The organism is Flavobacterium sp. Root935 (assembly GCF_001429295.1).
In the GTDB taxonomy this organism is placed as follows: domain Bacteria; phylum Bacteroidota; class Bacteroidia; order Flavobacteriales; family Flavobacteriaceae; genus Flavobacterium.
Genome location: NZ_LMJL01000012.1, coordinates 353,687 through 379,198 on the forward strand (window position 1 = coordinate 353,687; position 25,512 = coordinate 379,198).

Here is a 25,512-nt window from a genome sequence, read left to right on the forward strand (position 1 = left end):
TTCCTGGTAGTTTATTTTAAATCAAAATCTTTAAATTCTGTTTTATTCTGTTATTTAAACAGCAACTGTGAGTACAGGAACAAATCATGTCTCCATACTGGCCAGGTGTGTCCGCCAGAATATTCACTGTATTTATATTTAATGCCTGATTGATCCAATTTCTGCATCATGATTTTACAGTTCTCATAGGCTATATCTTCTTTTCCTCCCATAGAAATCCAGAAATCTTTTAGATTAGCATTAATAGACTGTGCGTTGTTTTTTATAAATTCATATTGAGGATCTGATAATTTTGGATTATTTGCCCACCAACCTGAGCTGAATACTCCAAGACTTGAAAACATAGCGGAGTTTTTTATTCCTGCATAAAGCGTCTGAAGCCCTCCCATTGATAAACCTGCTAAAGCTCTATTTTTGCTGTCTGTTGCAACTTTAAAATTATTTTCAACAAAAGGTATTGCTCCATTTTTCAACTCATTTTCAAATGCTTTTAATGTTTCTTCGCTAAAACCTGCAATACCACCTGTGTTTCCCATATTTCCGTCAAGCATTACAATAAGCATTTTCTTTGCTTTGTTTTCTGCAATTAAATTATCTAAAATCAAATTTGCTTTTCCCTGAGTACTCCATCCTCTTTGGTCTTCACCTCCTCCATGCAATAGATACAGCACAGGGAATTTTTCGGATGAAGTTTCATATCCTGGAGGCGTATATACATACATTTCACGCCATGAATTAGTTCCTTTAGAAAAATATTTCATTATTCTTACTTCTCCATGCGGAACGGTTTTCAATTCATAGAAATCGCCATCTCTTTTAGGAATTTCTATTCCGCTGGCCATACGTCCCATTCCAAAAAAAGTTTCGCTTGATGGATCTGCAACTGCCACACCGTCAATTAATAGCGAGTAATAATTAAATCCTCCGTTTATTACATCAGTTGTAACATTCCAAACGCCCTGACCGTCTTTCAGCATATCATACTTTCTTCCAAGATCTATCTGCACTTTTGATGCTTCAGGTGCGTTTACTTTGAATACTACCCTGTTATCCGGCAGAATCTGAGGATATTTTGCGTTACGTATGTTTGTTTGGGCTGTCGTTCCTAAAACGGTATATTTTGCAAAACTTGACTCGTCAACAGATTTGAACAATAACTGAGAGAACATGTATAAGCTGTTTTTCCATACTTTAAAATCATGAACCCCAGGTTCGAGATAATAAATGTGAGGCACATTGTTTTTAAATAAGTAATCGTGAGTTCGTCTGCTGTTTTCCAGCAGCCAGTCATTATCTCCACAAGAAATCCAAAGCAGTTTCAATTTCTTTTTGGTTTCTTCGGGATTAGGCACTAACTCTTCTGTTTTCTTAGTATTTGGAGCAGATGAAAATCCGCCTATCCAAGCAAACTTGTCTAAGTTCCCTAATCCGAAATTCAGAGATTGTCCGCCTCCCATAGATAATCCTGCAATGGCACGGTGCTCTCTATCTTTGTAAACATTATATTTTTTTTCAATAAAAGGAATTAAATCCTTCAATAAATCTTTTTCAAAATCTGCAAACGCCTGCACTTTGTCTGGTGCCATTATATTTCCAGTAGCGCTGTCATCTTTCATGGCTCTGCCGTTTGGCATTACCACAATCATGGGCTGTAATTTTCCTTCTGCATAAAGGTTGTCAAATATAATCTGCGGATTCCCTCCGTTAAGCCATTCTTTTTCATCTCCTCCAATTCCATGTAAAAGGTATAAAACTGGGTATTTTTTGCTTATACTAAATCCAGGCGGTGTATAAACAGCTGCTTTTCTAATTGTCCCAACTGTCTTTGAATCATAGCTTACCATTTCTATTTTTCCCGCTGGAACTGCATTGTCTAACTGGTCAAATCCTACTGGCGCCTGAACTATAAAGGGTTCATTTGTGTTATTTGATTTATACCCTAATAACGAAAGCATTTTTTCTGCATAACGTTTTCCTAAATCTCTATATCCTGCAGCACTAAAATGCAGTAAATCCGAAGCTACTGCACAGCCTTTTGATGAAATTACATAAGAAGTTGGAATGGTTTGAGGCAGTGTTGCAATGATTTTATTCATGCTGGCACATTTTCCTTTTTGTTCTTCATGAACGGTTTCTCCAGAAAGCAGCGGCACCTTTTTAGGATCAAGGTTTAGATCTTTCATCAGGTTGTCGTATACTATTTTTACCTTTTTTGGCCATAGCGTATCACCTGTGTTAGATTCTCCCTGATGCAGTAAAATACCTTTTATAACGCCTTTTTTCTGCGCAATTTTTGCCATCTCTACAAGTCTCGCATACGGACTGCCATTATATTCTTTAATCATTCCCAGCATCCAGTCTGGTGCTGTTTTGACATAATTTTCGAAATTATTTTTATCAAAAAGCTCAATTTTACACCCTCCCACTGCAACATTTACCACTCCTACTTTTATGTTTTTAGGAAGATTGGCAACCATTGTTCTTCCAAAATAATCTGTTGGAGATAATCCGGTTTTGCATCGGCATAAAGGCGGAATTGCTGTATACCATTTACCCATTTCACGATTCAAATCAGGGCAATTTACTGCTTCCAGAACCTGAAAGCGTGGATCTACATTTATTTTGTCTTCAGCTTCTATAGGAGCAGCGCCTTCCATATTGGACTGTCCAAAACTTAAATAAACATGAAAATTTGGATCCTGAGAATATCCATTCTGTCCTGTTAAAAAAAGGAGCGCTATTGCGAAAAATCTAATTATTGATTTCATGGTATCGTGTTAAATCTGTTTATTTAAATAAGTTTACATCTACTACTTCACCCATCCTTTGGTATCCCAGTTCGTTTGGATGTAAAAAATCGCCGTCATGCATATTTGACAAGATAGTTTTAGAATCAGTTGCTGATGCCATTTCTTTGTCAAAATCTATCACAGCATCAAAATTGTTGTTTCGAATCCATGCATTTACGATATCTCTTGCTTCTTGTTTGAAAGGTGCATCATAAAATGATTTTTGAAAAGGCAGAATTGTACATCCATATACTTTTATGCCTCTGGCATGTGCTTTCTCAATCATAATTTTATAAGCATCTATAATTTCCTGCGCTTTTACAGGAGCATCTTCTGCTCGCTTAATTCCGCCTATGTCATTTATGCCTTCTAAAATTACGAGCCATTTTGTACCTGCCTGCGAAAGTACATCACGATCAAAACGGTCTAATGCTGTTGGGCCTAGTCCGCCTTTTACAACGCAATTTCCTCCTATCCCTAAATTCAAAACTCCAACATTTGCAGTCGTTTTATCTTCTCTCAATCTAGCTGCTAAAATATCTGTCCAGCGATTTTGCCTGTTTGTGCCAGATCCGCGTCCATCAGTAATGGAATTTCCTAAACAAACAATATTAGACGCATTTTTTGAAGCCACTACATCTAGTCCCATAATGGAGTACCAATGATCTGTTTTTACGGCATTAGAAAAAACGTCATTATCAAGATTATCACTTGGCAGAATATAGGATGTTGTTCTAGACCCAGGATGTCCAGATGTTTTTTGTGATGCGGCTCCATAATAAATAGTTATAGCAAGCAGCTGACCAGGTTTTAATTGAAAATGCAGCATATCTGAAAACACTTCCTGTCCTGGATTTAGTATTATCTCCTGATTTCCATTAAAACTAAGATTCTTTTGTGTCTTTTTATCAATTGCCGGAGCGTCAATTACATTGGCTACAGTAACTTTCTTTAAAACGGTAACCTGATCGCTGAATATATTTGAAAAACGAAGACGGATTTGCTCTCCTCCTATAGAAACTTTTATAATCTGGCGAAGTGTATTTTCGGCCAAACCTGGGGCTGGAGGCATATTGTTTGGTTCTACAAGCATTTGTGCACAAGCCCACGATCCTACCCAGTTTGCTGAAGCTGACTTTTTAGACGAATTTTCTAGTGCTTGATTGGTCTTGCATCCTGAAATTAAAATAAAAAGCTGCAAAAACAATACATATTTTAAATGTCTTTTTATCATACCTGTTAATTTAAAACATCTTTATTTTTTCCAAAAAGCACAGTGATGAAGTACTTCTCTTTCCGTAAACTCTTCTTTTTATCAATAATGAGAGTTTGAAAATTCTATTTCGGATGCGCGTTATTAAATGAAGTGGCATATAAGCCTACCAAAGCTCCTGTAAATCCGCCAGCTACGTTTGTTGAAAGGATATCCCCTGAAACTGCGCTTCCCAGATTTTGAAAATCCGCACCATTTAATGCGTAACTAAACTGATAACTATCTCCAGCAGCTTTAACTTGAAGGCGTAATGCTCCTTTAATTTCTATTTTTGCACTTGACACAATTGCTGACTGTCCATTTTCTGTTCTTTCCAGCAGTATATAAGTATCTTTTCCTTTTTTAGTTACTCCAAAAACATAATTATAGCGTTCATTCTGCAGACATACAATTCCTGCCAGATCTTTTTCAGATTCTGGTTTAAACTCTAATGTAGTTTCAAAAGAAAAAGTATTGTGCTGCTGTCTGTAAAATAATGTAGAGGTTGGTTTTAATTCTTGGATATTTACAGGAAATGGATTAATCTGTAATCCTTTTTTAACAATAGAAATAAAATGCTCTCTTGGGCCTCGTAATCCTATCCATCTGTAATCTAACTTTTCTGAGGTGAAATTCTCTGTAAATGTAAAATTTCCATTAGGGAAAAAACCATCTTTACCAGTTTTGTTTACTACTCCATTTGGCATTTTTAATTTTGGCCCCATTGGAACCAAGCCATTTTCAAAAACAGGAAAAGTACCTGACCAATCTACCGGAAGCATAAATGTTTCGCGTCCTGCATTTACTCTGTCTTTTTCGTTTGGACGAATTCCTAGAAATACACCGTAATATTTATTATCCGGTCCAAGCACTAAATCAGCATGTCCTGCCCAATCTACTTTGTTTGGTCTGTTTTGAGGGAAATATCTTTGAGTAAGGATTGGATTATTAGATGATGGTTTAAAAGGCCCTTTTGGACTATCACTAATAAAAACTACCTCACTATGATTTCCTCCTGTACCTCCTTCGGCACACATTAAATAATAATGATTGTCTTTTTTGTATAAATGAGGAGCTTCAATCCAGATAGGTTTCTTTGAAAGATCAACTCCGCCATCCACTATAATTTTATCTGTCCCTGGAATTACCTGATCTTTTTCTAAATCATATTCCCAGACTTTAATTACACGATGTCCGCTGTACAATTCTTTTCCTTTATCAGGAGCATCATTGTGTACCACATAACCTTTCCCGTTATCATCAAAGAAAATAGAAGGATCAATTCCGTTAAAAGCTAATTTAATCGGGCTTCCCCATCCTTTTTTAGGATCTTTCGTTTTTACAATAATATTTCCCATATTACCAGTAAAAGCCGTTACAATCATATAGAAAGTATCATTATGAGGGTTATAAGTAATGCCTGGTGCATAAACTCCTGCACTGATACCAGTATCATGAGGATTAAACTCTGAAACTTTATTTAATACCCCACCTAAATCAGTCCAGTTTACCAAATCTTTAGAATGAAAAATCGGCACTCCTGGAAACATCGCAAATGAAGAACATACCATGTAATAGTCGTCACCTTTTCTTGTAATAGCCGGATCAGGATAACATCCTTGTAGAATTGGCGAATAAAATTCATCCTCTTTTAAGGGATTGTTTTTATAAATCTGGTCGTCTCCCATATAATAAACCTTAGAAAAAATAGGCTTTTTACTGTTTTTCATTTTTGAAACTGTGCTTCCCTGAGCATGAATAAAGACAGAGCAAAACAAAGCTGCAACTGATAGGAGAAACTTTTTTTTCTTGATCATTGTATTGTATTTATTAAAATATATTCGAAAAATATTAAAAAGCCGAGATGGATACTCCCGGCTTTTTATTAAAACTAACTTAAATAAACCATAAGACTTTATCTCTATCTGTATACAATTAGTTTATAAGATAGAACTTAATACCCTGGATTCTGATATGCAGCTTTTTCATCAGCTGACATTTCCATTCCATCAATCTGCGCCTGTGGAATAGGTCTTAGATAATGATGTGGTTCAATTGTTCTGGTCACTACTTCTGGTGTGTGTTGTCCATAGTTAGAACCTCCTATAGAGTATTTTCCAGCAATTTCATTCCACTTCTGTGTTCTCACTAAGTCATACCAACGGTATCCTTCTCCAAAAAACTCGCGTGAGCGTTCGGCAAGAATGTAGTTAATATCAATTACAGCTGGAGTTGCACTTGTCATAGCCGCGCTGTTATCCTGTATTTTTGTGGTATTTCCATTATTGTTCCATCTCCATTTTCCGGCTCTGGCTCTCAATACATTTACAAGTGACCTAGCGCTTAAAGATCCTGTTGCTCCTTTCACTGCAGCTTCGGCGGCAACAAGATATAATTCTGAAAATTTTGCTACAGGAAATGGTCTTGTACTTCCAGCATTAGGCTGTCCTAGTCCTCCTGCATTATCTGTTCTGTAAGGACCTAATTTCCAAAAACCTGGGTATACTATTCTGCTTATTCCTTTTGGAGAAATCACATAATCAGCTCTACCTGGAAGAACTCCCGCTCCAACTCCGCTGTCTCCTTGTCCTGAAGGATAAGTTATTGGAGTTAGTGGTTCGTCATCAAGGAAAGTTAAAACAGCATCACCTGGCTTAATGGTCAAACCATTTGCATTGGTTAGCGTTGCCACGCCTGTAAGACCTGTTCCCTGAAGATTCCAATTGCCTCTGAAAACTGTCGCAAATGTTCCGTCATATCTAGAATCATTAATCTTGTCTGCGAAGGTATTGGTAAAAACTTCAATAGGCGGAGCCATTCTTGTCCATGGGCGTCCTAAAAATTGATTTGCTTCTCTTTGTACTGATGAAACTGCTGCTGTTCCGTTTTTGCTTCGAATAGCAGTATAATTCCACGTAACCATCCACCCAGAAAAGTTATCTGGGGCACCACCGCTTCCATAAGTAAGACTTGCTCCATTGTAATATTCACTGCTCTCTGTATGATCAGCATACAGCATTACTTCTTTATTTCTGTCATTTGATCCCACATTAACATCATAATAAGAGTCAAGCAATCCATAAGAACCTGGATTATTTATTCCGTCAACAGCAATGTTATAAGCCTCCTGAAAGTACCATTGCGCATTATGTCCGTCAGGATCTGTTCTTGGAGTGTCTGGGTAAGTTGGAATATTATTAGGGTTCTCCAGCCACCAGCCATAAGTAAGATACGCCTTTGCCAAAAATAGTCGTGCAACAGTTTTGGTTACTGTACCTGTGAGCCTTGGAGCATCAGGAAGATCATTAACTGCAGCAAGTAAATCTGGGAAAATAGCTTTTGTATACACTTCTGGAACCGTGTTACGTTTTGAATATCTTGAAGGCTTACTGTTAAACTTTAATTCTCCAGCTCCTAAATCCAATGGCACACCTCCAAAAGTCTGAACCAGCAAAAAGTAATCAAAACCTCTAAAAAATTTAGATTCTGCAATTAAGCTGCTGGCAACTCCTACGGCAGCTCCATTCTCAATAATACCACTAGCGGTATTGATATCATAATACGAATTATTCCACAAAACATCTGAACGGCTTGACGTTGGATTAATAATACCTACTCCTGATAAATCATGATCTTTAAAATTTCCGTCAGCGCTCTGAGCATATGTTGCCTCGTCTGTTCCTGTCTGACTGGAATTGTAAAAATAAGCCTGACCATAAATCCAGCGTAAATGTGCATAATGAGAGGTTAATCCCTGCTTAACTCCCTGCTCTGTTTTAAAGTAACCCGGTTCGTAAAAATCATGAGGTTTTTCCTCTAATATATCTGAACAGCCAGCTAATGAAAGTAATACTGTTGACCCTATAATTAAATTTTTAAAAATATATCGTTTCATATCTGTATCTGATTAAAATGTTAAATTAAGTCCAAATAAATAATTTCTGGTTGTAGGTGTATTGGTACCAATAACAGAGAATCTTCTTTGATACGATGCCACTGCCTGGTTTTCATCACCTAGTGAATTAGTTTCAGGATCCATTCCAGATTTATCATGATATGGAGAAAATAAAACAAACGGATTCTGTGCTGTAAAATACAGTCTTAATTTATCTATACCCAGATTTCTTGTAAAAGTCTGATCGATAGTATATCCAAGAGTAATTGCTCTGATTTTTACATAGGATGCATCAAAATATCCCATTGTTGACATGTACTTAGGATTGTCTCCACTTCGGATACCTCTTGGGTTAGGGAATTCTGCATCTCTGTTATCTGGAGTCCAGTAATCTACATCAACGTTGCTTCTTCGTCCGTTTAATAAGTTCAAATAACTTGCTCCACCATACAGCGTACTGATTAAGACTCCTCCGCTTTTAAATGCCCCCACTGCATTAAAATCGAATCCTTTATAGGTTACATTGGTATTGAAACCTCCTTGAAAATCTGGATCTGTTTCAATAATCTGGCGATCGCTTGCATTTATCGCACGAGCTGGTGAACCGTCTGGATTATACTCTCCAGTATATTTAACTTTAATAGATCCTACAACTGTTCCCTGCTGATTAATTCCTGTTGGGCCTGGCTCTAAAATTGACATATACGGATCGCCTTCCTGCCAGATTCCAGTCTTTTCATAATCAAAAATGGAATTAATATTATATCCAACAAACCAATTGTTTGCTTCGTCACGGCTTGCCCCTGAGGCTAAAGCAACAAGCTTATTTTCATTTTTATAAAAATTAACTCCAACAGACCATGTAACACCATTAGGATTATCAAGTATAACTCCATTCAACGAGATTTCATAACCTTTGTTCTCTGTTTCTCCCACATTTGCCACATAGCTGCTCACACCAGATGTTGCAGGCAGTCCCACTCGCTGTAATAGATTTTTGGTATTTGTTTTATAATATTCGACTGTACCGGATAAACGGTTATTAAAAAATCCGAAATCTAAACCGTAGTTCCATGTAGTTGAAAACTCCCATCCCAAATTAGGATTTGGAAGCTCAGTAACATATACTCCAGTTGAATTATTACTTCCGAAATTGTATGGTCTTGTGCTTAAAGCTCCAAGAGTTGCGTACGGAGATACTGCCTGATTGGAAGTTTCACCATACCCTGCTCTCAATTTCAATAGGCTAATGCTTTTAACATCTTTAAGGAATGACTCATTTGAAAGTGTCCATCCAGCAGAAACCGCAGGATAAGTCACCCATTTGTTTCCAGGAGATAATCTTGATGAACCATCGGAACGTACTGTTCCAGATATAAAGTAACGATTGTCATAAGAGTACATTAACCTTGCCATATACGATGTTAATCCCCATTGGGTATAATCTTGATCTGCAGGGTTAATTACAGCTTCTTCCTCGCTTTGTCCTAAATTATAAAACTGGAAGGCATCAGAGGTAATTCCGTTTCGAGTCACTCTAGAACTCTGTCCTGTATACTGCTCGTTTGAATACAATCCTACAAAATTCACGGTATGTTTCTGTGCAAAAGTTTTATCATAAGTGATTAAATTTTCCAGCAGCCATTGCGTAGACCAGCCATTTGTTATTGCAGCATTAGAAAGTGTCGTAGGGTTAACGTCAAAAACTCCCTGACCTTCATAATATCCTGCATTTGATGTTCTTAAATTTAAACCAGTATTAAGTCTGTATTTCAGTCCGTCAATACCAGGAATTTTAACTTCTGCAAAAATGTTATTATAAGAACTGAAAGCTCTATTTAGATTAACATAAGAATCTCCTAAGCTTTTAATGGATTGTCTGGTGTAAACCCATTGATCATCAGCCGCCATGCTGACTGTTCTTTTCAGAGAACCATCTGCATTGTATGGATTAGCCAGCGGTGAAGTCCCTAGAATAGTTCCTGTTCCGATATTATCTCCATTTGTAATGCTGTAATTGCTATTGGTATTAAAACCTATGCGGATAGATCGGTTAATCTGCTGGTCTAAACCTGCTCTAAGACTGAAACGCTCATATTTTTGACCAGGAAGAACTGATTCTTCTTTGTAATACCCAAAACCTGCATTGTAAGCTCCCGTTTCACTTCCTCCCGAAACACTTACATCGTGACTAATCATTTCTCCAGAACCGTATAATAAATCTTGCCAGTCTGTATTTACATTTCTTTTTTCGTCAACACCATCTACATACAAGCCTGTATAATCACGAAGTGCAGCGAACTTAGAGGCATCCATCATAGGATATCTTGAAAAAACCTGTTTTATTCCGCTAAAACCGTTATATGAAAATGTTGCTTTTTGATTTTTTTTCCCTTTTAAGGTAGTCACTAAAATTACACCATTAGCTCCACGCGAACCATAGATAGCAGTTGCAGAAGCATCTTTTAGAATATCAACCGACTTAATATCTGCAGGATTAATATCTCCTATGGAACCTGCAAACGGAACTCCATCGAGTACAACCAACGGATCATTACTACCTGTAAGGGATCTTGTTCCTCGTATTCTGATCTGCATGGCTGCCCCAGGCTTAGAAGAAGTTTGTGTCATCTCAACCCCAGTCAGTCTTCCTTGCAAGGCTTGAGTAATATTAGCCGCAGGCACTTCATTTAATTCCTTCCCTCCCAATGAAGCAACCGATCCTGTAACAGCTTCCTTAATTTGGGTACCATATCCAATAACGACCACTTCTTTTAAGTTATTTGAGTCTTCCTCTAAAAGTACATTGATTTTAGTTTGTCCATTTACATTAATTTCTTTGCTTTTGAAGCCTATAAAACTAAAAACGAGTACACCATTTGAAGGAGCACTTATAAGATAGTTTCCATCGAAACCAGTGCTTACCCCGTTTTTTGTTCCTTTTAAAGTAACATTCACTCCAGGAATTGGACCACTTGCGTCCGAAACTGTGCCTGTAACTGTTGTTTGTGCCTTCATTTGAAATGAGGCCAAAAACAACAGGATCAAAAAACCAAAGCCTTTGCAATGCTTCGATTTACTTGTAATAAAAAAATTATTCATAAAAATGGATTTAATTATTAAAATTGGTTTTTGTTAGTAAGTTTTCTTTAACACTTTTAAGGTTAAAATGTAGTACTACTTATAAGTGTATTTATTACAAATGTAAAAAAATATATTTCAAACACAATCGGTTGTGTAATTATTTTTTACACACTATAAAAAAAATAACGTCTAAAAAAATAATTATCTCATAATTAATCCCAAAATATTAATAATATATCAAAAACAACTACAACGTTGTAGCAAAATTTAATAAAAATAAGACACTACTGCTTTATTCTTAAAGAAAATATAAAAAGATAAATTTTGGTTTTTATTTAAAAAAAATTAAGATTTACTACTTCTAGTAGTTTCAGACCATTAAAAATTACCAGTAAAATAGTACATTACAAATATTGTTCTATAATAGAGGTCAATAAAAAGATTAAATGCAACCTAAAACAATCGATTGTTTTTCAAAAAAGAAAACCTTTCGCAGTACACGAAAGGTTTTTACAATTAAATTTTATAGAAGAGAAAGAAGATTTATTCAAAAAATAAAAAATCAATTTTCGTAGATGTCGGAATATAATTAACTTTTAAATGCTTTCGAAATCAGAAACCGTTTTAAACATATTGTAACGCTCTCTGATTATGATAATTTAAATAGTAAAGAATAGTTTTCTTTGAGTATAAAAAATTATAATCTTTTTGAAGATTCGCGAATAAGAACCTCTGTATTAAGAAAAGTTATTTCTTTGGCTTCTTCTTCCTTGAGTGATTTAATATTATCTATAATAATATTTGCAGCTGCTTTTCCCATTTTTTCAGCAGGGTGCGTAATAGTTGAAATATTGGGCTCGATTATTTCTGAAATAGGATCATTATTAAAGCCAATTACAGCTAAATCCTGAGGCACTTTAATACCTCTCTTTTTAGCTGTCTGCACAGCACTTACAGCAAGAATATCTCCTGGTGCAAAAAGCCCATCTGGCGGTGGTTTTAAACTGAACAGCTTATTGCAAGCCTTTACACCATCATCATAGGTCATTGCCTTTAGATTTATAATTAATTCCTCTTTCAATGGCAGACCATGTTCTGTTAATGCATCAATATAACCTCTTTTTCTTTCATTGTAAAGATTACCAAATTCTCCGCCTGCAGTCATATGGGCTATTCTTTTACAGCCTTGTTCAATAAGATGTTTTGTTGCCTTATAACCAGCGGTATAATTATCAATTACAACCCTAAAAGTATTATAACCTTTGGGAACTCGGTCGACAAATACAAGAGGTATGTTATTATTTGAAAACTGCTGAAAATGAGAAGTATCTTTTGTCTCCATTGCCAGCGAACAAATAACACCGCTTACTCTGCTGCTATAAAGTGATTTTGCCATATTAACTTCCTCATCATATGAATCGTGCGACTGCATAATAATAACTGAAAAATCAGATTTTCTAGCTGTAATTTCAATCCCGCTAATTAGTGATGATAAGAAAGGCTGAGTGATAGTTGGAATTAAAACACCAATCGTTTTAGACTTGTTACCTCTTAATCCCGCAGCCAAAGTATTAGGAACAAAGCCCATTTCTTCTGCTGTTTTTTTTACTTTTTTAATAGTCTTATCACTTATAGTATGATGGTCTTTCAAGGCTCTTGAAATAGTCGATGTGGCCAGATTAAGTCTCGCTGCAATATCGTAAATAGTTACATGTCTATGCTCTTCCATTACTATACAAGTATTAGTAAATGTAAATATAGATATAATTTTAAAACGAAAGGACTGGTCCTACATAATTGGAAAATGTGATTTTGTTGTATCTTATTTCTACTTAACCCCCTTAAACCAACTCCTTAAAAAAAAGTTATAATTTTCATTTTTATGCTTAAATGAATATTAATTCATTTAACTTTACTGTATGAGACCTTTAGACCCTTTTAAAAGAGAGAAAATTTTAAAATCTGTTTATGCACTTACAGGCAGACAGGGATTAGCAAGCGTTAATATTTCAGGTATAAGTAAAATAGCTGGAGTTGCTGTAGGAACCCTTTATATCTATTTCAAAAATAAAGAAGAGGTCGTACAGTCGGCCTATGCAGCGGTAGAAGACAAAATGACACAGGCAATGTACCAGGACTTTGATATTAATCTACCTGTAAAGGAATCACTTAAGAAGATTTATATCAATATGCTGAACTATAGGTTAAAAAATTATGACGAAACTATATTTATCGATCAGTATCAACAGTCTGGATACATACAGCTGAATTTCTCCAAACAACTTGCAGAATATGAAATGCAGAATAAACCACTGTATGATCTTTTAGAAAAAGGACAGCAGGAAGGAATTATAAAAGAACTGGATGCTATTATGCTTATCAGCTTTTTTGATGGGGCGGTACGCTCCTGCTCCACAGGGATTATCCAAAAGTTGTTCCCATTAAGCCAAAAACTCGTGGATGACTACTTTGATATGATATGGAGGGGCATGAACAAACAATTTTAAACTTTAAATCACAAATTTTTCATTAATACATTTAATACTATATATCATGAGCATTTTTAAAGACAAAACAATCATAATTACAGGTGCAGCTATGGGGCTGGGACTTGCAGCAAGTAAAGCCGTAGCATTAAAAGGAGCCAACCTTTCTATAGTAGATTACAACGCCGAAGCACTCGAAAAAGCAAAAGCAGAAATCCAGTCAGCCGCACCAGCTGCAAAAATCATAACTATAGTCGCTGACGTTTCAGATGAACAGGCGGTCAAAAATTATGTAGACAAAACAGTTGAAGAGTTTGGCCGTATTGATGGATTCTACAACAATGCAGGTATTGAAGGGAAACAGGCACCACTAGTTGACTACGATATCAATATTTTTAAAAAAGTAATTGACATTAACCTTATGGGTGTCTATTACGGTCTGAAATACGTGATTCCTGTAATGCAGAAACAAGGTGGAGGAAAAATTGTAAACGTAGCTTCAGTAGGCGGAATTAGAGGTGTTATTAATCAAATGCCATATGTAGCAAGTAAACATGCCGTTTCTGGTATGACAAAAAATGCAGCAATTGAATATGGTAAAGATGGAATATTTACCAATGCAATCGCACCTGGTGCTATCCTAACCCCGATGGTAGCTGAAGCTTTTAAACAGGTAAACCCAGCCGACCCTAAAGCAGCTGAAACAACATACGCACAAAGAAACCCTACAAGAAAATTAGGTAAACCTGAAGATGTGGGTAACCTCGTGGCCTTTCTTCTTAGCGATGAGTGTCAGTATGTAAACGGTCAGACAATTGCAATTGACGGAGGTGAATCAAACCTATATGGTAATTCATAAATTAATAAACTTTATCTTAAAAACGGATCATAGGTTAAGCTATGATCCGTTTTTTTATGTAATGCTGTTATATACTTTTTAACGATATTGTTTTATAGCATATAAATTCTATTGCGCATCCCAAGAAGCGCTAGGATAGTAAATAGAACTTGTTACAGGAGCTGTCCAGTAATTTTGACTTCCGCCACGGAAGGTGTGCAGACTTACTGCATTCACATTTCGCTTCGCATCGTTTGTCACCCATCGAATTGTCTGATTCAATATCTCGGTACCGTTAACATAGTATTTCACATATCCGTTAGTATTTGATCCAGTATTTAACTTAACAGATATTTGACAATTATAGGTCACTCCCTCTTGTATGTAGTATTTCTTTCCAAAATCATTACCAAATTGGCCCGGCTGATCTTTGTAATAAACATAAGGCTGCAAATAAGCACCGCTTCCTTTTGCAGTGTTTGACCCACTTGGGCAATACCACATAAATCTGGCACTGCCTCCATTGCCATCCCATCCTGGGTCACCGCCGGTATTTTGATCACCAATTAGAATTCCATATCCACATTTACCACCTCTGCTCCAATAAAATCCAGAATTAAATCTCATCTGGAACCAAACGGTGTAAACCCCTGTTGACCAAACACCATAAGAGGTGCACAAACCACTAGGACATGACAATGTATTTGTCTGCAATGTAATCGTTCTTGATCCAGCAGTACCTTTTGCAGTAGTACTGCCTGCTGGAGCATCATTACCCGCTACGCTGCCGTTTTCAACAACCTGCAATTCATCCTTTTGAACGCTTTGCGGCTCATTCAAATCTTGCTCCTTTTCACAGGAACTAAACACTAATGCCATAATAACCAGCAAACTTGAAAATTTTAAGGCTCTTTTCATTTTAAAAAAATTAATAGTTAGTAAATAATTAATCTTATCACAGCATTTGAAACTGAACAGAAGCTTACCCTAATCCTTAAAATGGGCATCCATGGTTACGCAAACAAAAACAAGGTTTTTATTTTGATACGATCATAAAAATGATCCTGAACTTGAAAAATTTGTTTGAATTTTTATTGTTCAGTACGATAAGCATCTATGGCGTTAGACCTGTTGTAATAGATACTGTAAAGTTGAATAATTACTATTAATTTCAGGAGTAAGAAAGTACGTATTTAGATACAAAAAAATCCAGTAAATCTGTTTTTGTATTTATTTTGCAAAAGAATGCACAAGTAGATTTTATCCAATAAGTATTAATCCAAACACTTGCGGCTAAAAGTTAATAAAAACATAATTAAAAATTTTAAAGGCACTTTCCAATATTTAATACGTTACATTTGAACAAATTAAATATTTAATATGCAAGAAGGTACAGTAAAATTCTTCAATGAAGAAAAAGGTTTCGGATTTATAACACCTAATAATGGCGGAAACGAAGTTTTTGTTCATGTATCTGGTTTATCAGAAAACATTCGTGAAAACGATTCAGTTCGATACGACATAGAAGAAGGCCGTAGAGGTCCAAACGCAGTAAACGTAGTGATAGCATAACATACTATAGAACAAGTTTATAAAAAGCACCTGCCTAAAACAGGTGCTTTTTCATTTTAACCAGTTCAACAAATCATTCGTACTTAACTAAATTAATTTTTTAAGCATGCCGTCAAAAATAAAACCGTGAAACGGCAGAACGGAATACCAGTATATTTTTCCCATAAGACCTTCCGGCCTAAAAGTTGCAGCTTGGTATAAAGTATTATTGATTATTTTAAATTCAAGCCAGGCTTCACCAGGAAGTTTCATCTCGGCGTATAAAATCAATTTTCCTTCAGATTTATTGGCATATACAACCCGCCAGAAATCCAGTGCATCTCCTGCATGTATTTCATTTTTATTTGTCCTTCCTCTTCGAGTACCGACACCTCCAAAAATTTTATCGATGAATCCACGTAACTCCCAGAGCCAATCGGCATAATACCATCCGGTTTCGCCGCCTATAGACCAAATTCGTGCAATTGTATATTCCCTATTTATTATGGTTCTTTTCCTTCTATCAATATAACAGTCCTTTTTTGGAACTTTAAGATATTGAGAAACAGCACCCTTAAACCGTCCGCTAACCTGCGAATCTTTCCAGCTCGAAATGATGTCATCTTCACTAATCTTTTTCAAAGCTCTTTCTAATGCCTGGCGGTAAGTAATAGGTTTAACTCCCAGTATACTATTAATATTATTATCGCGGCAGATTACCTCTACTTTCATACTGCTAACCAGCGCAGAGGCGAGTTTAAAAGAAGTTGAGGTTACAAAATAAAGCCAGTACGAAGATAATTTTGGAGTCATGACCGGTACCGTAAAAATATACCTCTTTAGTTTTTCTGCTTTGGCAAACTCCAAGAGCATCTCTTTATAAGTCAATACATCAGGTCCGCCAATGTCAAAACTTTGATTATAAGTTAATGGATTTAAGAGTGACCGAATTAAGAATTCTAAAACATCGCTGATTGCAATTGGCTGGCATTTAGTATTGAGCCATTTTGGAGTAATCATAATCGGCAGTTTATCGACCAGATCCCGTATTATTTCAAAAGATGCACTTCCTGATCCTACTATAATTCCCGCTCTGAGCACAGTCGATGGAACTGAAGCGGTTTTTAAAATTTCTTCAACTGCCTTTCTTGATGATAAATGCTTGGATAATGATTGGTCATTTACAATTCCACTAAGGTAAATGATCTGTTTTGCATTTGTCTGGTTTATTTTTTCAATGAAATAATTTGCCGAAATACTTTCGAGTTCATCATAATTAGAAGCACCGGACATGGAATGTATGAGGTAATAAGCCGCATCAATATCATCGGGAATATTTTTAATGCTTTCAGGATCCAGAAAATCAACTTCGACAACCTCTATTTTATTTATAAAGTTTTCAGGAAAATGAAACCTGCTTTTATCTCTTACACAGCAAACTACCTCATTTCCATGACTTAATAACAAGGGCAAAAGCCTCTTGCCAATATAACCTGTAGCGCCTGTTAAAAGAATTTTCATTTCTTAAGTTATCTTTATAATTTAAAGCTTACCAATCCATAGTCCATCGGGAAAATCTGTCCGGAAATTGAAGCTGCATCTTCAGATATCAGATAATCTGCCATACGAGCAACTTCCTGTGGTTTTAGGTAATTTTTCATAGGATGCCGTTCCATCATATTTTCCTTCATGCGATCGTTTCTTAAAATAGAAGCAGATAACGAAGTCTCCGTGATTGTGGGAGCAATAGCATTGATCCGAACCAAAGGAGCAAGTTCCGCACCTAGTGATTTAGTAAGTCCCTCTACTCCTGATTTTGATGCCGCGATACTGGAATGAAAAGGCATTCCGAGTTTTGCCGCAACGGTACTAAATAAAACAATAGAAGGATTTTTCCCTTTCTTTAATGCAGGCAGAAAATGCTGAATCACTTTAACGGCACCTATCACATTAATTTCAAAATCGTTTCTAAAATCGTCAATGCTTAAACTCAAAATAGGTTTGAGATTTATTGATCCTGGACAGTATATTAAAGCATCAATAATTTCAATATCAGGCAATTCATCCTGCAGCACATCAACTGAAAAATGAATCAAATTAGGATGGGAAAAATCTGGAATAGTCCGACTGATATTATATACTAAATGTTTTTCAAGCTGCTGCTGCAAAATAGCATTGCCAATTCCTCTGCTTCCCCCGATGATGACAATTTTTTTCATTTTTCTTATTTAGCTACTTATTTTTTAATGTAAAAACAATTTATTCTTGTTTTATTAATTGTGATAACGTTCGATATCCATGTTAAAGATAAGAATTTGTTTAATTATTTTCGAAAAATATTAAACAAAATAACATTTGTGACATTAAATTAGAATGGATTGATTTTCAAAGTCAGCCAATAAGTTAAAAGCTATTTTCTTTTTATTTACTAAGTGCTAAAAACAAATCATATGAATTTACGCCTTTTCTAAATTCATCACAGCAATCTTTTTCTTTAATAAATTATTAAAAAGTGAGAGTGAAGCTTTGCGGTAAATTCCCGAAGGAAATATTAAAGTTGCCTCACGGCTCATGTTTTTACCTTCAATTGGAACTGCAACAAGTTCAGAGAAATCAAATAAGGAAGAATTCATTAATACAGTAAACCATTTTTTTGTATTAACCAGTTCCAATAGACTATGAATATCATTGATCTCTATTTTTGCCTTCAATTTTATGTTATTTTTTAGAAGCGTTTCATCCAGAAAATTTCTGATACTATAAGTTGGAGATGGCAGCACTAAGTTTAATTCAGTAATTTTTTGAAGCCCTATCTTTTTAAGTTTACTCCACGGATGCGATTTATGAAGAATCAAAGAGAGATTGGCAGAGAATAATGGCATTATATCAAGCTGTTGATCCTGACAGGAAGGCATAAAAGACAGCATACAATCAATTTCATACAAGCGTATTTTTTGAAGCAATTCTGAAGTAGAGCCCAGCACTAGCTGAATCTGGATATCCGGAAATTCCTCATTAAACTCCGTAATCGTTTGAAGAAGTAAATTTACTAGTCCGTAAGTGGAACCAATAGTTATTTTACCGGTTTTTAAATTATTCAAATCCATTAAAACCTGTTTTCCTTCTTCTGCCTGACGAATCGTTTTCCGGGCGTAATCCAGCATAATTTCACCCGCTTCCGTAAGTTTAACCCTCTTTCCTACTCTGTCAAAGAGAAGAACCGTTAATGAATTTTCTAATTCTTTTATTTGATGAGATAATGTACTTTGAGTAATGTATAAATCATCTGCAGCCTGTGTGAAATTTAAAAGTTCTGCCGCGCGGACAAAGTATTTCAATTGACGAAGTTCCATTTTCTTTAATTTTTTTATAAAAGTACAACTCTAAATCGAAAATTTCGATCGATTACATCTAAAAATTTCATTTCCACGATTGGTTTATATTGCAGAACTTTGACATAAGTTAATTTAAAAAACAGAAAAGATGGAAATTTTACAAACACCCGAAAACGCATTATCAGCATCAATTGTTTCAGCAATAATTAATGCTCCAATTGAAAAAATTAATATTGCCGACTGGCTGCTTAACCTGCCGGATGCAGAATATCAACGTTGTTCTGTTAACCATATTGCTGCTGGAATAACTTCTAATTTTGAAGGTATACCGATGTCTATTAATGTAGAATATGTGGGAACAGCACTTGTTGTACAGCATTATATTTTTGATGAATATCGTGCTGATTATTGCCGAATGCTTTCAATTTCTGATACTATTACTGCAGGCGGAAGATCTAAAGTACAGGTTCTTTGGGAGTTGAAAGCAGATAAAATAGATGATACAACAACAAAATTTACTAATACCATTCATGCAACCGCGACTCCTGAATTTTTAGATTTCATCAAACAACACGGAATTTCTCTAGCCGATGCTGCAAAAGCAAGACAGGATGCTTCTGACGCTCATAATCATGAAGAAACACCGCTGTTTGCAAAAAGTATTGAGAACAAAGCGCTATTTGGAAAATATAATCTACCTTTTTAAAAAAATTAGATTATGAAAGCTATTACCATCTCAAAATTTGGAGGGCCTGAAGTTTTGCAATTGGTCGAGGTTCCTGATTTAATTCGATCGCAAAATGAAGTTTTAATTCAGGTAAAAGCTTCAGGCATTAACAGAAGTGACATTTTGCAGCGCCAGGGAAAATATGCTGCTCCAAGCAGTACTTCTACTGAAATTCCAGGTCTCGAAGTATCTGGAATTATCGTAGACTGTGGTCCAGAAGTTACGCAATGGAAAAAAGGCGATCACGTTTGTGCCTTGCTTTCTGGGGGAGGTTATGCAGCATATGTTACTGTAAAAGAAGGTCAGTGTTTACCCATTCCTAAAGGCTTAAATTTTATAGAAGCAGCCAGTCTGCCTGAAACGGTATTTACAGTCTGGTCTAATATTTTTGAACGAGGAAAATTAAAACCAGACGAAACTTTATTAGTTCACGGAGGCAGCAGCGGTATAGGAATTACAGCGATTCAGATCGCTCATGCTTTTGGTTCAAAGGTCATTACGACAGTTGGTTCAGATGAAAAAGCACAATATTGTTATGAATTAGGTGCTGATCTTTCTATAAATTATAAAAAAGAAGACTTCGAAGAAATTTTAAAAACCAAAGGTGTAGATGTTATTCTTGATATGATAGCTGGAACCTATTTTCAAAAGAATCTTTCTATTTTAAACGATGAAGGAAGACTTATTCATATCAATGCAGAAAATGGTAAAAACGTAGAGCTTGATATTTGGCAGTTAATGCTAAAAAGAATTACGATCTCAGGAAGTACACTGCGTGCACGAAATTACGAATACAAAAAACGATTAGCCGCAGAAGTATTTAAAAATGTCTGGCCATTAATTGAAAATGGTAAATTCAGGCCTGTTATCTACAAAACGTTTTCCCATCGCGATGCTGTAAGTGCTCATGAATGTATGGAACACGGAAGCCATATTGGTAAAATAATAATCGACTGGGAATTATAATTTATATTTTCATTGAATTTAACCACTAAAAAGTCCTAATAAAAATTAGGCCTTTTTAGTTAGTCATTAGAAATCTTCAATTTATATATACTTTTAGCTTTACTGTTTATTTTTTATTTGAGAGCAGTATTTTTAAACACAGTTTTTCCTTCTTTAATCGTTTCAACCACTTGAATATCTTTAATGTTTAAAGGATTTATCTTTATTGGATTTTTATCAAGGATAACCAAGTCTGCCAATTTTCCTTTCTTTAGAGATCCTTTATTATTTTCTTCAAAATATTGATAAGCCGCCCAAATCGTTATGGATCTTAAAGCGTCATAAGCGCTGATTCTTTCCTCAGGCCCAATCACATCACCACTTCTGCTTATTCTGTTTACCACAGAATACAAAATCATTATACTGTTAGGAAGAGCAACAGGCGCGTCATGATGCTGTGTAAAAATCATTCCTTTTTTAAGAGATGTTCCAGCAGGTGAAATACGATAAGCCCTTTCTTTTCCTAATGTTTCATCTCTATGCCAATCTCCCCAATAATAGGTATGCATTCCAAAAAAAGAAGGCATAATTCCAAGAGATTTCATTGTATCTAACTGGTCTAAGCGGGCAGTTTGTGAATGTATAGCAATTGTACGCCTGTCTTTTTTTCCATATAGTCTGGTGGCATGCTTTACCGCTTTTATATACTCATCAATTGCTGCATCTCCGTTACAGTGGGCTAAAATCTGCCAGTTATTTGCATATGCTGAATCTACAAGCGCGACAGCATCGCTCTCTTTTGGAAATGCAGGATAGCCGGAATAAGTTTTCGGCTGGCCTGGCGGCGGAATAATATATGGTTTTGTAAGCCATGCAGTTTTACCCTGTGGCGAACCATCCAATGAGAGTTTCACGCCTGCAATCCTAAAATGATTTTTATATTCTTTTTGAATGCCATTTTTTTTCATATAGGCCATTTGGCTCTGTATGTCAGGATAAGCGGCAACATCGATAGTTAATTTATTTTTAGCCGCAAGTTTTAACCATGTAGTACACGCATCACTTGTTGCTCTTCCCTCCTGTGCCGTTGTAAAACCAAATCTTATATAAGATTTTAAACCTGCTTCAGCAATTTTTTCATTGGCTTCCTCGTCCAGTGTTCCCATAATTTTAAAAAGCGGGGTAAACATAGCCATCTCTTCCAGCACTCCATTAGGTTCATTAGATCCATTTTTTCTTCTAATTAAGCCACCTGCAGGATTTTTTGATGCCGCATTATAACCAGACATTTCTAATGCTTTATGATTCATTACTGCTAAATGCCCAGACTGGTGTATAATAATAACGGGGATTGTTGCAGATACCTTATCTAAATCATCTGCCGTTGGAGGAAGCTTTTCTTTCAATTGTGCATCATCATATCCAAACCCCACTATCCAGCCATATTTTCCGATAGCATTTTTGTTAGATGCTTTCCATTTATTAAGCAATGAAATAATACTTGCAATATCATTACCAGTGCCGTCAGGAGCCGGAAGTAAATTAGCTGCGACCGCTTGAAATCCGGCGTTCCAAACATGACCATGCGCATCTATGAATCCAGGAAGCATTGTTTTGCCTTTTATATCCTTCATTTCTGTTTCACCTCCTTGAAAATTTTCAGCTTCAGCTATTGAGCCTGCAAAAATAATTTTCCCGTTTTTTACCCCAACGGCTTCCACATACTGCGGCTGGCTGCCTTCCATTGTTATGATATCTCCTCCATAATAAATGGTATCTGCAGAATCTTTCACTTCTTTTTTACAACTTGTTAATGTAATTAATAACATGAATGTCCATAGTATATTTTTCATTTCAAAATTATTTAGTTGTTTTACATCTCATAAATATAGAAATAACATACTGTTTTTTAATTATTTAATAGACAGTATATTTAATTTTTAAATTAATACAAGTTAATTCGATCGCGCGGATTTGTAATCCGCGCCCGCAAAGTATAGCTCAACATATTAAAAAAAATCCAGTTTTTAACTATAGGAACGAGCATGGAAAAAATTTCGAGTGATCGCTACACATTAGAGCGATCGGGATTCAATCAACAACAACTGAGAATTTTACTTTCATTTTAGTATTGGGAACCCTATAATTACAAACCAATACTTTTGCCTTAATAAAATCCATTTCCACACAGTTTTTCGTATATATAAGTAAAAGCTGTTGTCATGGAAACATTACCCATTTTTCTTGTAAAAATTCTACAGACGCTTGCCGACAGATACGGTATGAGCTGTACTTTAGAAGAACTGACAAGTCTCTTAACTCCTGTTTTTAATACTTACACATTATTGCAAGACAGTATCGCTGATGAAAAGAAAAAACAAGCGAGGGTACTAGATGCTTTAATACTTTTGAATAAAGAGGGATATATCTTTTTAAGTTCAAGTTCTGATGAAAGTACAATAAGTATAAAAGGTCTAATTTTAGTAAATAATAAAGTTATTTGCAATTAGGTTATATCGTCCCAACAAATCACATTAACAAATCAACAACAACCTATATTGCCCTTCATTTTCTATTGGTGCTCTATGAATACAAGGCTGTACTTGTTGTTTTGGATGATCTACAGCCAATCGCCAAAGATGCCCTAATCCTAAATTAATAGGTTCAGCATCGGGATGCGGCTGATAATGCAAATCAAAATAATTTTCTTTTAAAAAGTTTTCGAATTCTTCCTCTGGCCCATCGTAAAGCTCTTTTAGCTTTGCTCGAATTTCTGGAATTTGGATTTTTTGCTCTGCCTGCGAATTAGAAATTATATCACTCGAAGCGCCGTGATAGGTACATAAAAAAGTGTCTGTTGCAATGGGCGAACGATCAACATGAAACGAATACACATCCGTAGATATGAAATCAAATTCATCGTCACGGTCATAACATTTCAGTAAATTTAGAGAAGGCGAAGCGCCAAAATCAGTTAATAATTGCAAATCATTTAAGATTATTTCTCGAGCTTTATTTCCCTTTTCTGATAGTTGCAGCGCTTGTAAATCTTCTGGATAAACTTCTGTTATATTTTCTTTTAAATGCAATTGGGCTACAATTTCGTTAAAATCGCCATCCAAATTTCTGTACCAGCACAGCGCATTCATTTCTCCTTTGAAATCGGTATGTACAAGCTCAGCGAAAGTAGACACCACTCCTATTTGGCTGTTGTCAGAAAATATATTGCTCATAGTGTAATAGTAAAAAGCTGGTTACTTCATGCATTGCAAAATTATGTAATAGTAGTCAGCTGCGGTATTTTATCGCTATAAACTTTTAGAGAGATTGCCCTTTTCTGCAAAAAAGTAATCTCTCTGTTCCTATCAATAGCTAAGAAATTTGAGGTTACTCTAGTATTTCCATATCATAGCGTTCATCACGAAATGTCGCCCCCCATTGATTTACTTCTTGAGAATTAGTCAGCTTAAAGCCTGCGGTTTTATACATATCTAAGGCACGTTCCTGTTTATCGGTAGTAAGCAGAAAAACATTTTTATACCTTTTTTCGCGGCAGAAAGCTATGGCATCATTCAAAAGCTTTTTTCCTATCCCCAGTCCCCTGAAAGAGGGATCGGACAAAAACCATCTAAGCTGGGCTTCTTGCTCATTTTGATGAACAATGGCTATACAGCCAATAATCTGGTTGTTATATTCAGCCATCCACAAACGGTCTTTTTCTGGAGAATACTGTTCTAGGAAATGATAAAAAGTTTTCACTACATAAAATTCAAATTCATTTGAAAAACTTGATTCCTGATCATAAATTTTACTGTGCAAATAAATTATATAACCAATGTCTCCCGGTCTTAAATCATAACGATAACTAATATCACTAGCAGATATTTTCGAGCTATTTTTGCTGTCTAACAGTTTCTTAATATCCCCCATTGCATTCACAAGTTTTTCCTGTTCTGCTGTGCTCAAGTTTTTCACTTTTAATTCTGACTGCTGATCTGCAATAGCATTTAATTTTTGTAAAAGTTTGTTTCCTGAAGATGTCAATTTAATATTAAAAGCACGTTTGTCTGTTACAGAAGGAACTTTCTCAATTACTCCATCTTTTGTGAGCCGTTTTAATACTCTGCTCAAATATCCCTTGTCTAAGTTGAGCGTTTCGCAGATTTCCTGTGCTGTAATATCTTGTTTTTCATTTATTTCATAGATAATACGGACTTCTGTTAATGAATAATTACTATCAAGATAATTTTGATTTAAGATATCTAAATGTGCTGTATAAAACCTATTGAACGATCTAATTTCTGAACTTATATTTTTCATTTTTCTACTATTATGTTTTGCAAATATACAAAATAGTTGCTTTTGTCAACTTTTTTTAAAAAAAGACATTAAATATGCTCAATTTTTTCTTTCTTAATCTAGATTAATCGACAAACTTTTATAGCTGTAGTAAGTTTGTAAAAGATTTAACAATATCTGTTATTTCTAATACTAAGAACACTAAGTAACAAGGATTTAAAATTGCTGATTTCTAATAATATATTATCTTTAAGAATGCATTTTATCCTTTTTATTTCTGTTATAAATAGAATTAAAAATCAAAAAAATAG

Annotated in this window: 19 protein-coding genes; 6 read left to right on the forward strand and 13 right to left on the reverse strand. The window is 35.4% G+C overall.

Annotated features, from left to right (window positions below; translation table 11 throughout):
* Positions 1 to 50 precede the first annotated feature (50 nt).
* The 6 genes from ASE40_RS16270 to ASE40_RS16295 form a co-directional block, all read right to left on the reverse strand.
* A complete protein-coding gene (locus ASE40_RS16270) occupies positions 51 to 2,768 on the reverse strand; it encodes an alpha/beta hydrolase-fold protein (protein ID WP_082586822.1) in 2,718 nt (905 codons plus the stop codon).
* A gap of 19 nt (positions 2,769 to 2,787) precedes the next feature.
* Positions 2,788 to 4,023, reverse strand: coding sequence for an SGNH/GDSL hydrolase family protein (locus ASE40_RS16275; RefSeq protein ID WP_057118157.1), 1,236 nt, complete (start codon positions 4,021 to 4,023; stop codon positions 2,788 to 2,790).
* Positions 4,024 to 4,127: 104 nt separating this feature from the next.
* Complete coding sequence (locus ASE40_RS16280) at positions 4,128 to 5,858, reverse strand: glycoside hydrolase family 43 protein (protein ID WP_057118159.1); 1,731 nt, start codon at positions 5,856 to 5,858, stop codon at positions 4,128 to 4,130.
* Between the two features lie 137 nt (positions 5,859 to 5,995).
* A complete protein-coding gene (locus ASE40_RS16285) occupies positions 5,996 to 7,936 on the reverse strand; it encodes a RagB/SusD family nutrient uptake outer membrane protein (RefSeq protein WP_057118161.1) in 1,941 nt (646 codons plus the stop codon).
* Positions 7,937 to 7,948: 12 nt separating this feature from the next.
* Entirely contained in the window at positions 7,949 to 11,038 is a 3,090-nt protein-coding gene (locus ASE40_RS16290; protein WP_057118163.1) for a SusC/RagA family TonB-linked outer membrane protein, read from the reverse strand.
* A 679-nt stretch (positions 11,039 to 11,717) separates the two neighbouring features.
* Entirely contained in the window at positions 11,718 to 12,749 is a 1,032-nt protein-coding gene (locus ASE40_RS16295) for a LacI family DNA-binding transcriptional regulator (RefSeq protein WP_057118165.1), read from the reverse strand.
* 190 nt (positions 12,750 to 12,939) lie between these two features.
* On the opposite strand from ASE40_RS16295, the gene ASE40_RS16300 reads away from it, so the two are divergent.
* Entirely contained in the window at positions 12,940 to 13,527 is a 588-nt protein-coding gene (locus tag ASE40_RS16300) for a TetR/AcrR family transcriptional regulator (RefSeq protein ID WP_057118168.1), read from the forward strand.
* Between the two features lie 46 nt (positions 13,528 to 13,573).
* Positions 13,574 to 14,365 (forward strand): glucose 1-dehydrogenase, encoded by a 792-nt coding sequence (locus ASE40_RS16305; RefSeq protein ID WP_057118170.1) that lies wholly within the window; start codon positions 13,574 to 13,576, stop codon positions 14,363 to 14,365.
* A 108-nt stretch (positions 14,366 to 14,473) separates the two neighbouring features.
* Here the strand turns inward: ASE40_RS16305 and ASE40_RS16310 are convergent, their stop codons facing one another.
* A complete protein-coding gene (locus ASE40_RS16310) occupies positions 14,474 to 15,262 on the reverse strand; it encodes a polysaccharide lyase (RefSeq protein ID WP_057118172.1) in 789 nt (262 codons plus the stop codon).
* Positions 15,263 to 15,724: 462 nt separating this feature from the next.
* Between ASE40_RS16310 and ASE40_RS16315 the strand changes: the two genes are divergently transcribed.
* Positions 15,725 to 15,916: a cold-shock protein gene (locus ASE40_RS16315; protein ID WP_057118174.1), complete on the forward strand. Its 192-nt coding sequence runs from the start codon at positions 15,725 to 15,727 to the stop codon at positions 15,914 to 15,916.
* An 87-nt stretch (positions 15,917 to 16,003) separates the two neighbouring features.
* Here ASE40_RS16315 and ASE40_RS16320 read toward each other — a convergent pair whose 3' ends face one another.
* From ASE40_RS16320 to ASE40_RS16330, 3 genes are all read right to left on the reverse strand, one after another.
* Positions 16,004 to 17,416 (reverse strand): SDR family oxidoreductase, encoded by a 1,413-nt coding sequence (locus ASE40_RS16320; protein ID WP_057118176.1) that lies wholly within the window; start codon positions 17,414 to 17,416, stop codon positions 16,004 to 16,006.
* Between the two features lie 14 nt (positions 17,417 to 17,430).
* Positions 17,431 to 18,114: an SDR family NAD(P)-dependent oxidoreductase gene (locus tag ASE40_RS16325; RefSeq protein WP_057118178.1), complete on the reverse strand. Its 684-nt coding sequence runs from the start codon at positions 18,112 to 18,114 to the stop codon at positions 17,431 to 17,433.
* Positions 18,115 to 18,351: 237 nt separating this feature from the next.
* Complete coding sequence (locus ASE40_RS16330) at positions 18,352 to 19,248, reverse strand: LysR family transcriptional regulator (RefSeq protein WP_057118180.1); 897 nt, start codon at positions 19,246 to 19,248, stop codon at positions 18,352 to 18,354.
* A 130-nt stretch (positions 19,249 to 19,378) separates the two neighbouring features.
* Between ASE40_RS16330 and ASE40_RS16335 the strand changes: the two genes are divergently transcribed.
* Positions 19,379 to 19,936: a hypothetical protein gene (locus tag ASE40_RS16335; RefSeq protein ID WP_057118182.1), complete on the forward strand. Its 558-nt coding sequence runs from the start codon at positions 19,379 to 19,381 to the stop codon at positions 19,934 to 19,936.
* 12 nt (positions 19,937 to 19,948) lie between these two features.
* Complete coding sequence (locus ASE40_RS16340) at positions 19,949 to 20,923, forward strand: NAD(P)H-quinone oxidoreductase (RefSeq protein WP_057118184.1); 975 nt, start codon at positions 19,949 to 19,951, stop codon at positions 20,921 to 20,923.
* Positions 20,924 to 21,036: 113 nt separating this feature from the next.
* Here ASE40_RS16340 and ASE40_RS16345 read toward each other — a convergent pair whose 3' ends face one another.
* Complete coding sequence (locus ASE40_RS16345; protein ID WP_057118186.1) at positions 21,037 to 22,755, reverse strand: amidohydrolase; 1,719 nt, start codon at positions 22,753 to 22,755, stop codon at positions 21,037 to 21,039.
* 369 nt (positions 22,756 to 23,124) lie between these two features.
* On the opposite strand from ASE40_RS16345, the gene ASE40_RS16350 reads away from it, so the two are divergent.
* A complete protein-coding gene (locus ASE40_RS16350) occupies positions 23,125 to 23,412 on the forward strand; it encodes a hypothetical protein (RefSeq protein ID WP_057118188.1) in 288 nt (95 codons plus the stop codon).
* A gap of 24 nt (positions 23,413 to 23,436) precedes the next feature.
* Here the strand turns inward: ASE40_RS16350 and ASE40_RS16355 are convergent, their stop codons facing one another.
* On the reverse strand, positions 23,437 to 24,135 hold the full coding sequence (locus ASE40_RS16355; protein WP_057118190.1) for a hypothetical protein: 699 nt from the start codon (positions 24,133 to 24,135) through the stop codon (positions 23,437 to 23,439).
* A gap of 154 nt (positions 24,136 to 24,289) precedes the next feature.
* Positions 24,290 to 25,222 carry a bifunctional helix-turn-helix transcriptional regulator/GNAT family N-acetyltransferase gene (locus ASE40_RS16360; protein WP_057118192.1) on the reverse strand — a complete coding sequence of 311 codons (933 nt, stop codon included), beginning with the start codon at positions 25,220 to 25,222 and terminating at the stop codon, positions 24,290 to 24,292.
* Between the last annotated feature and the right edge of the window lie 290 nt (positions 25,223 to 25,512).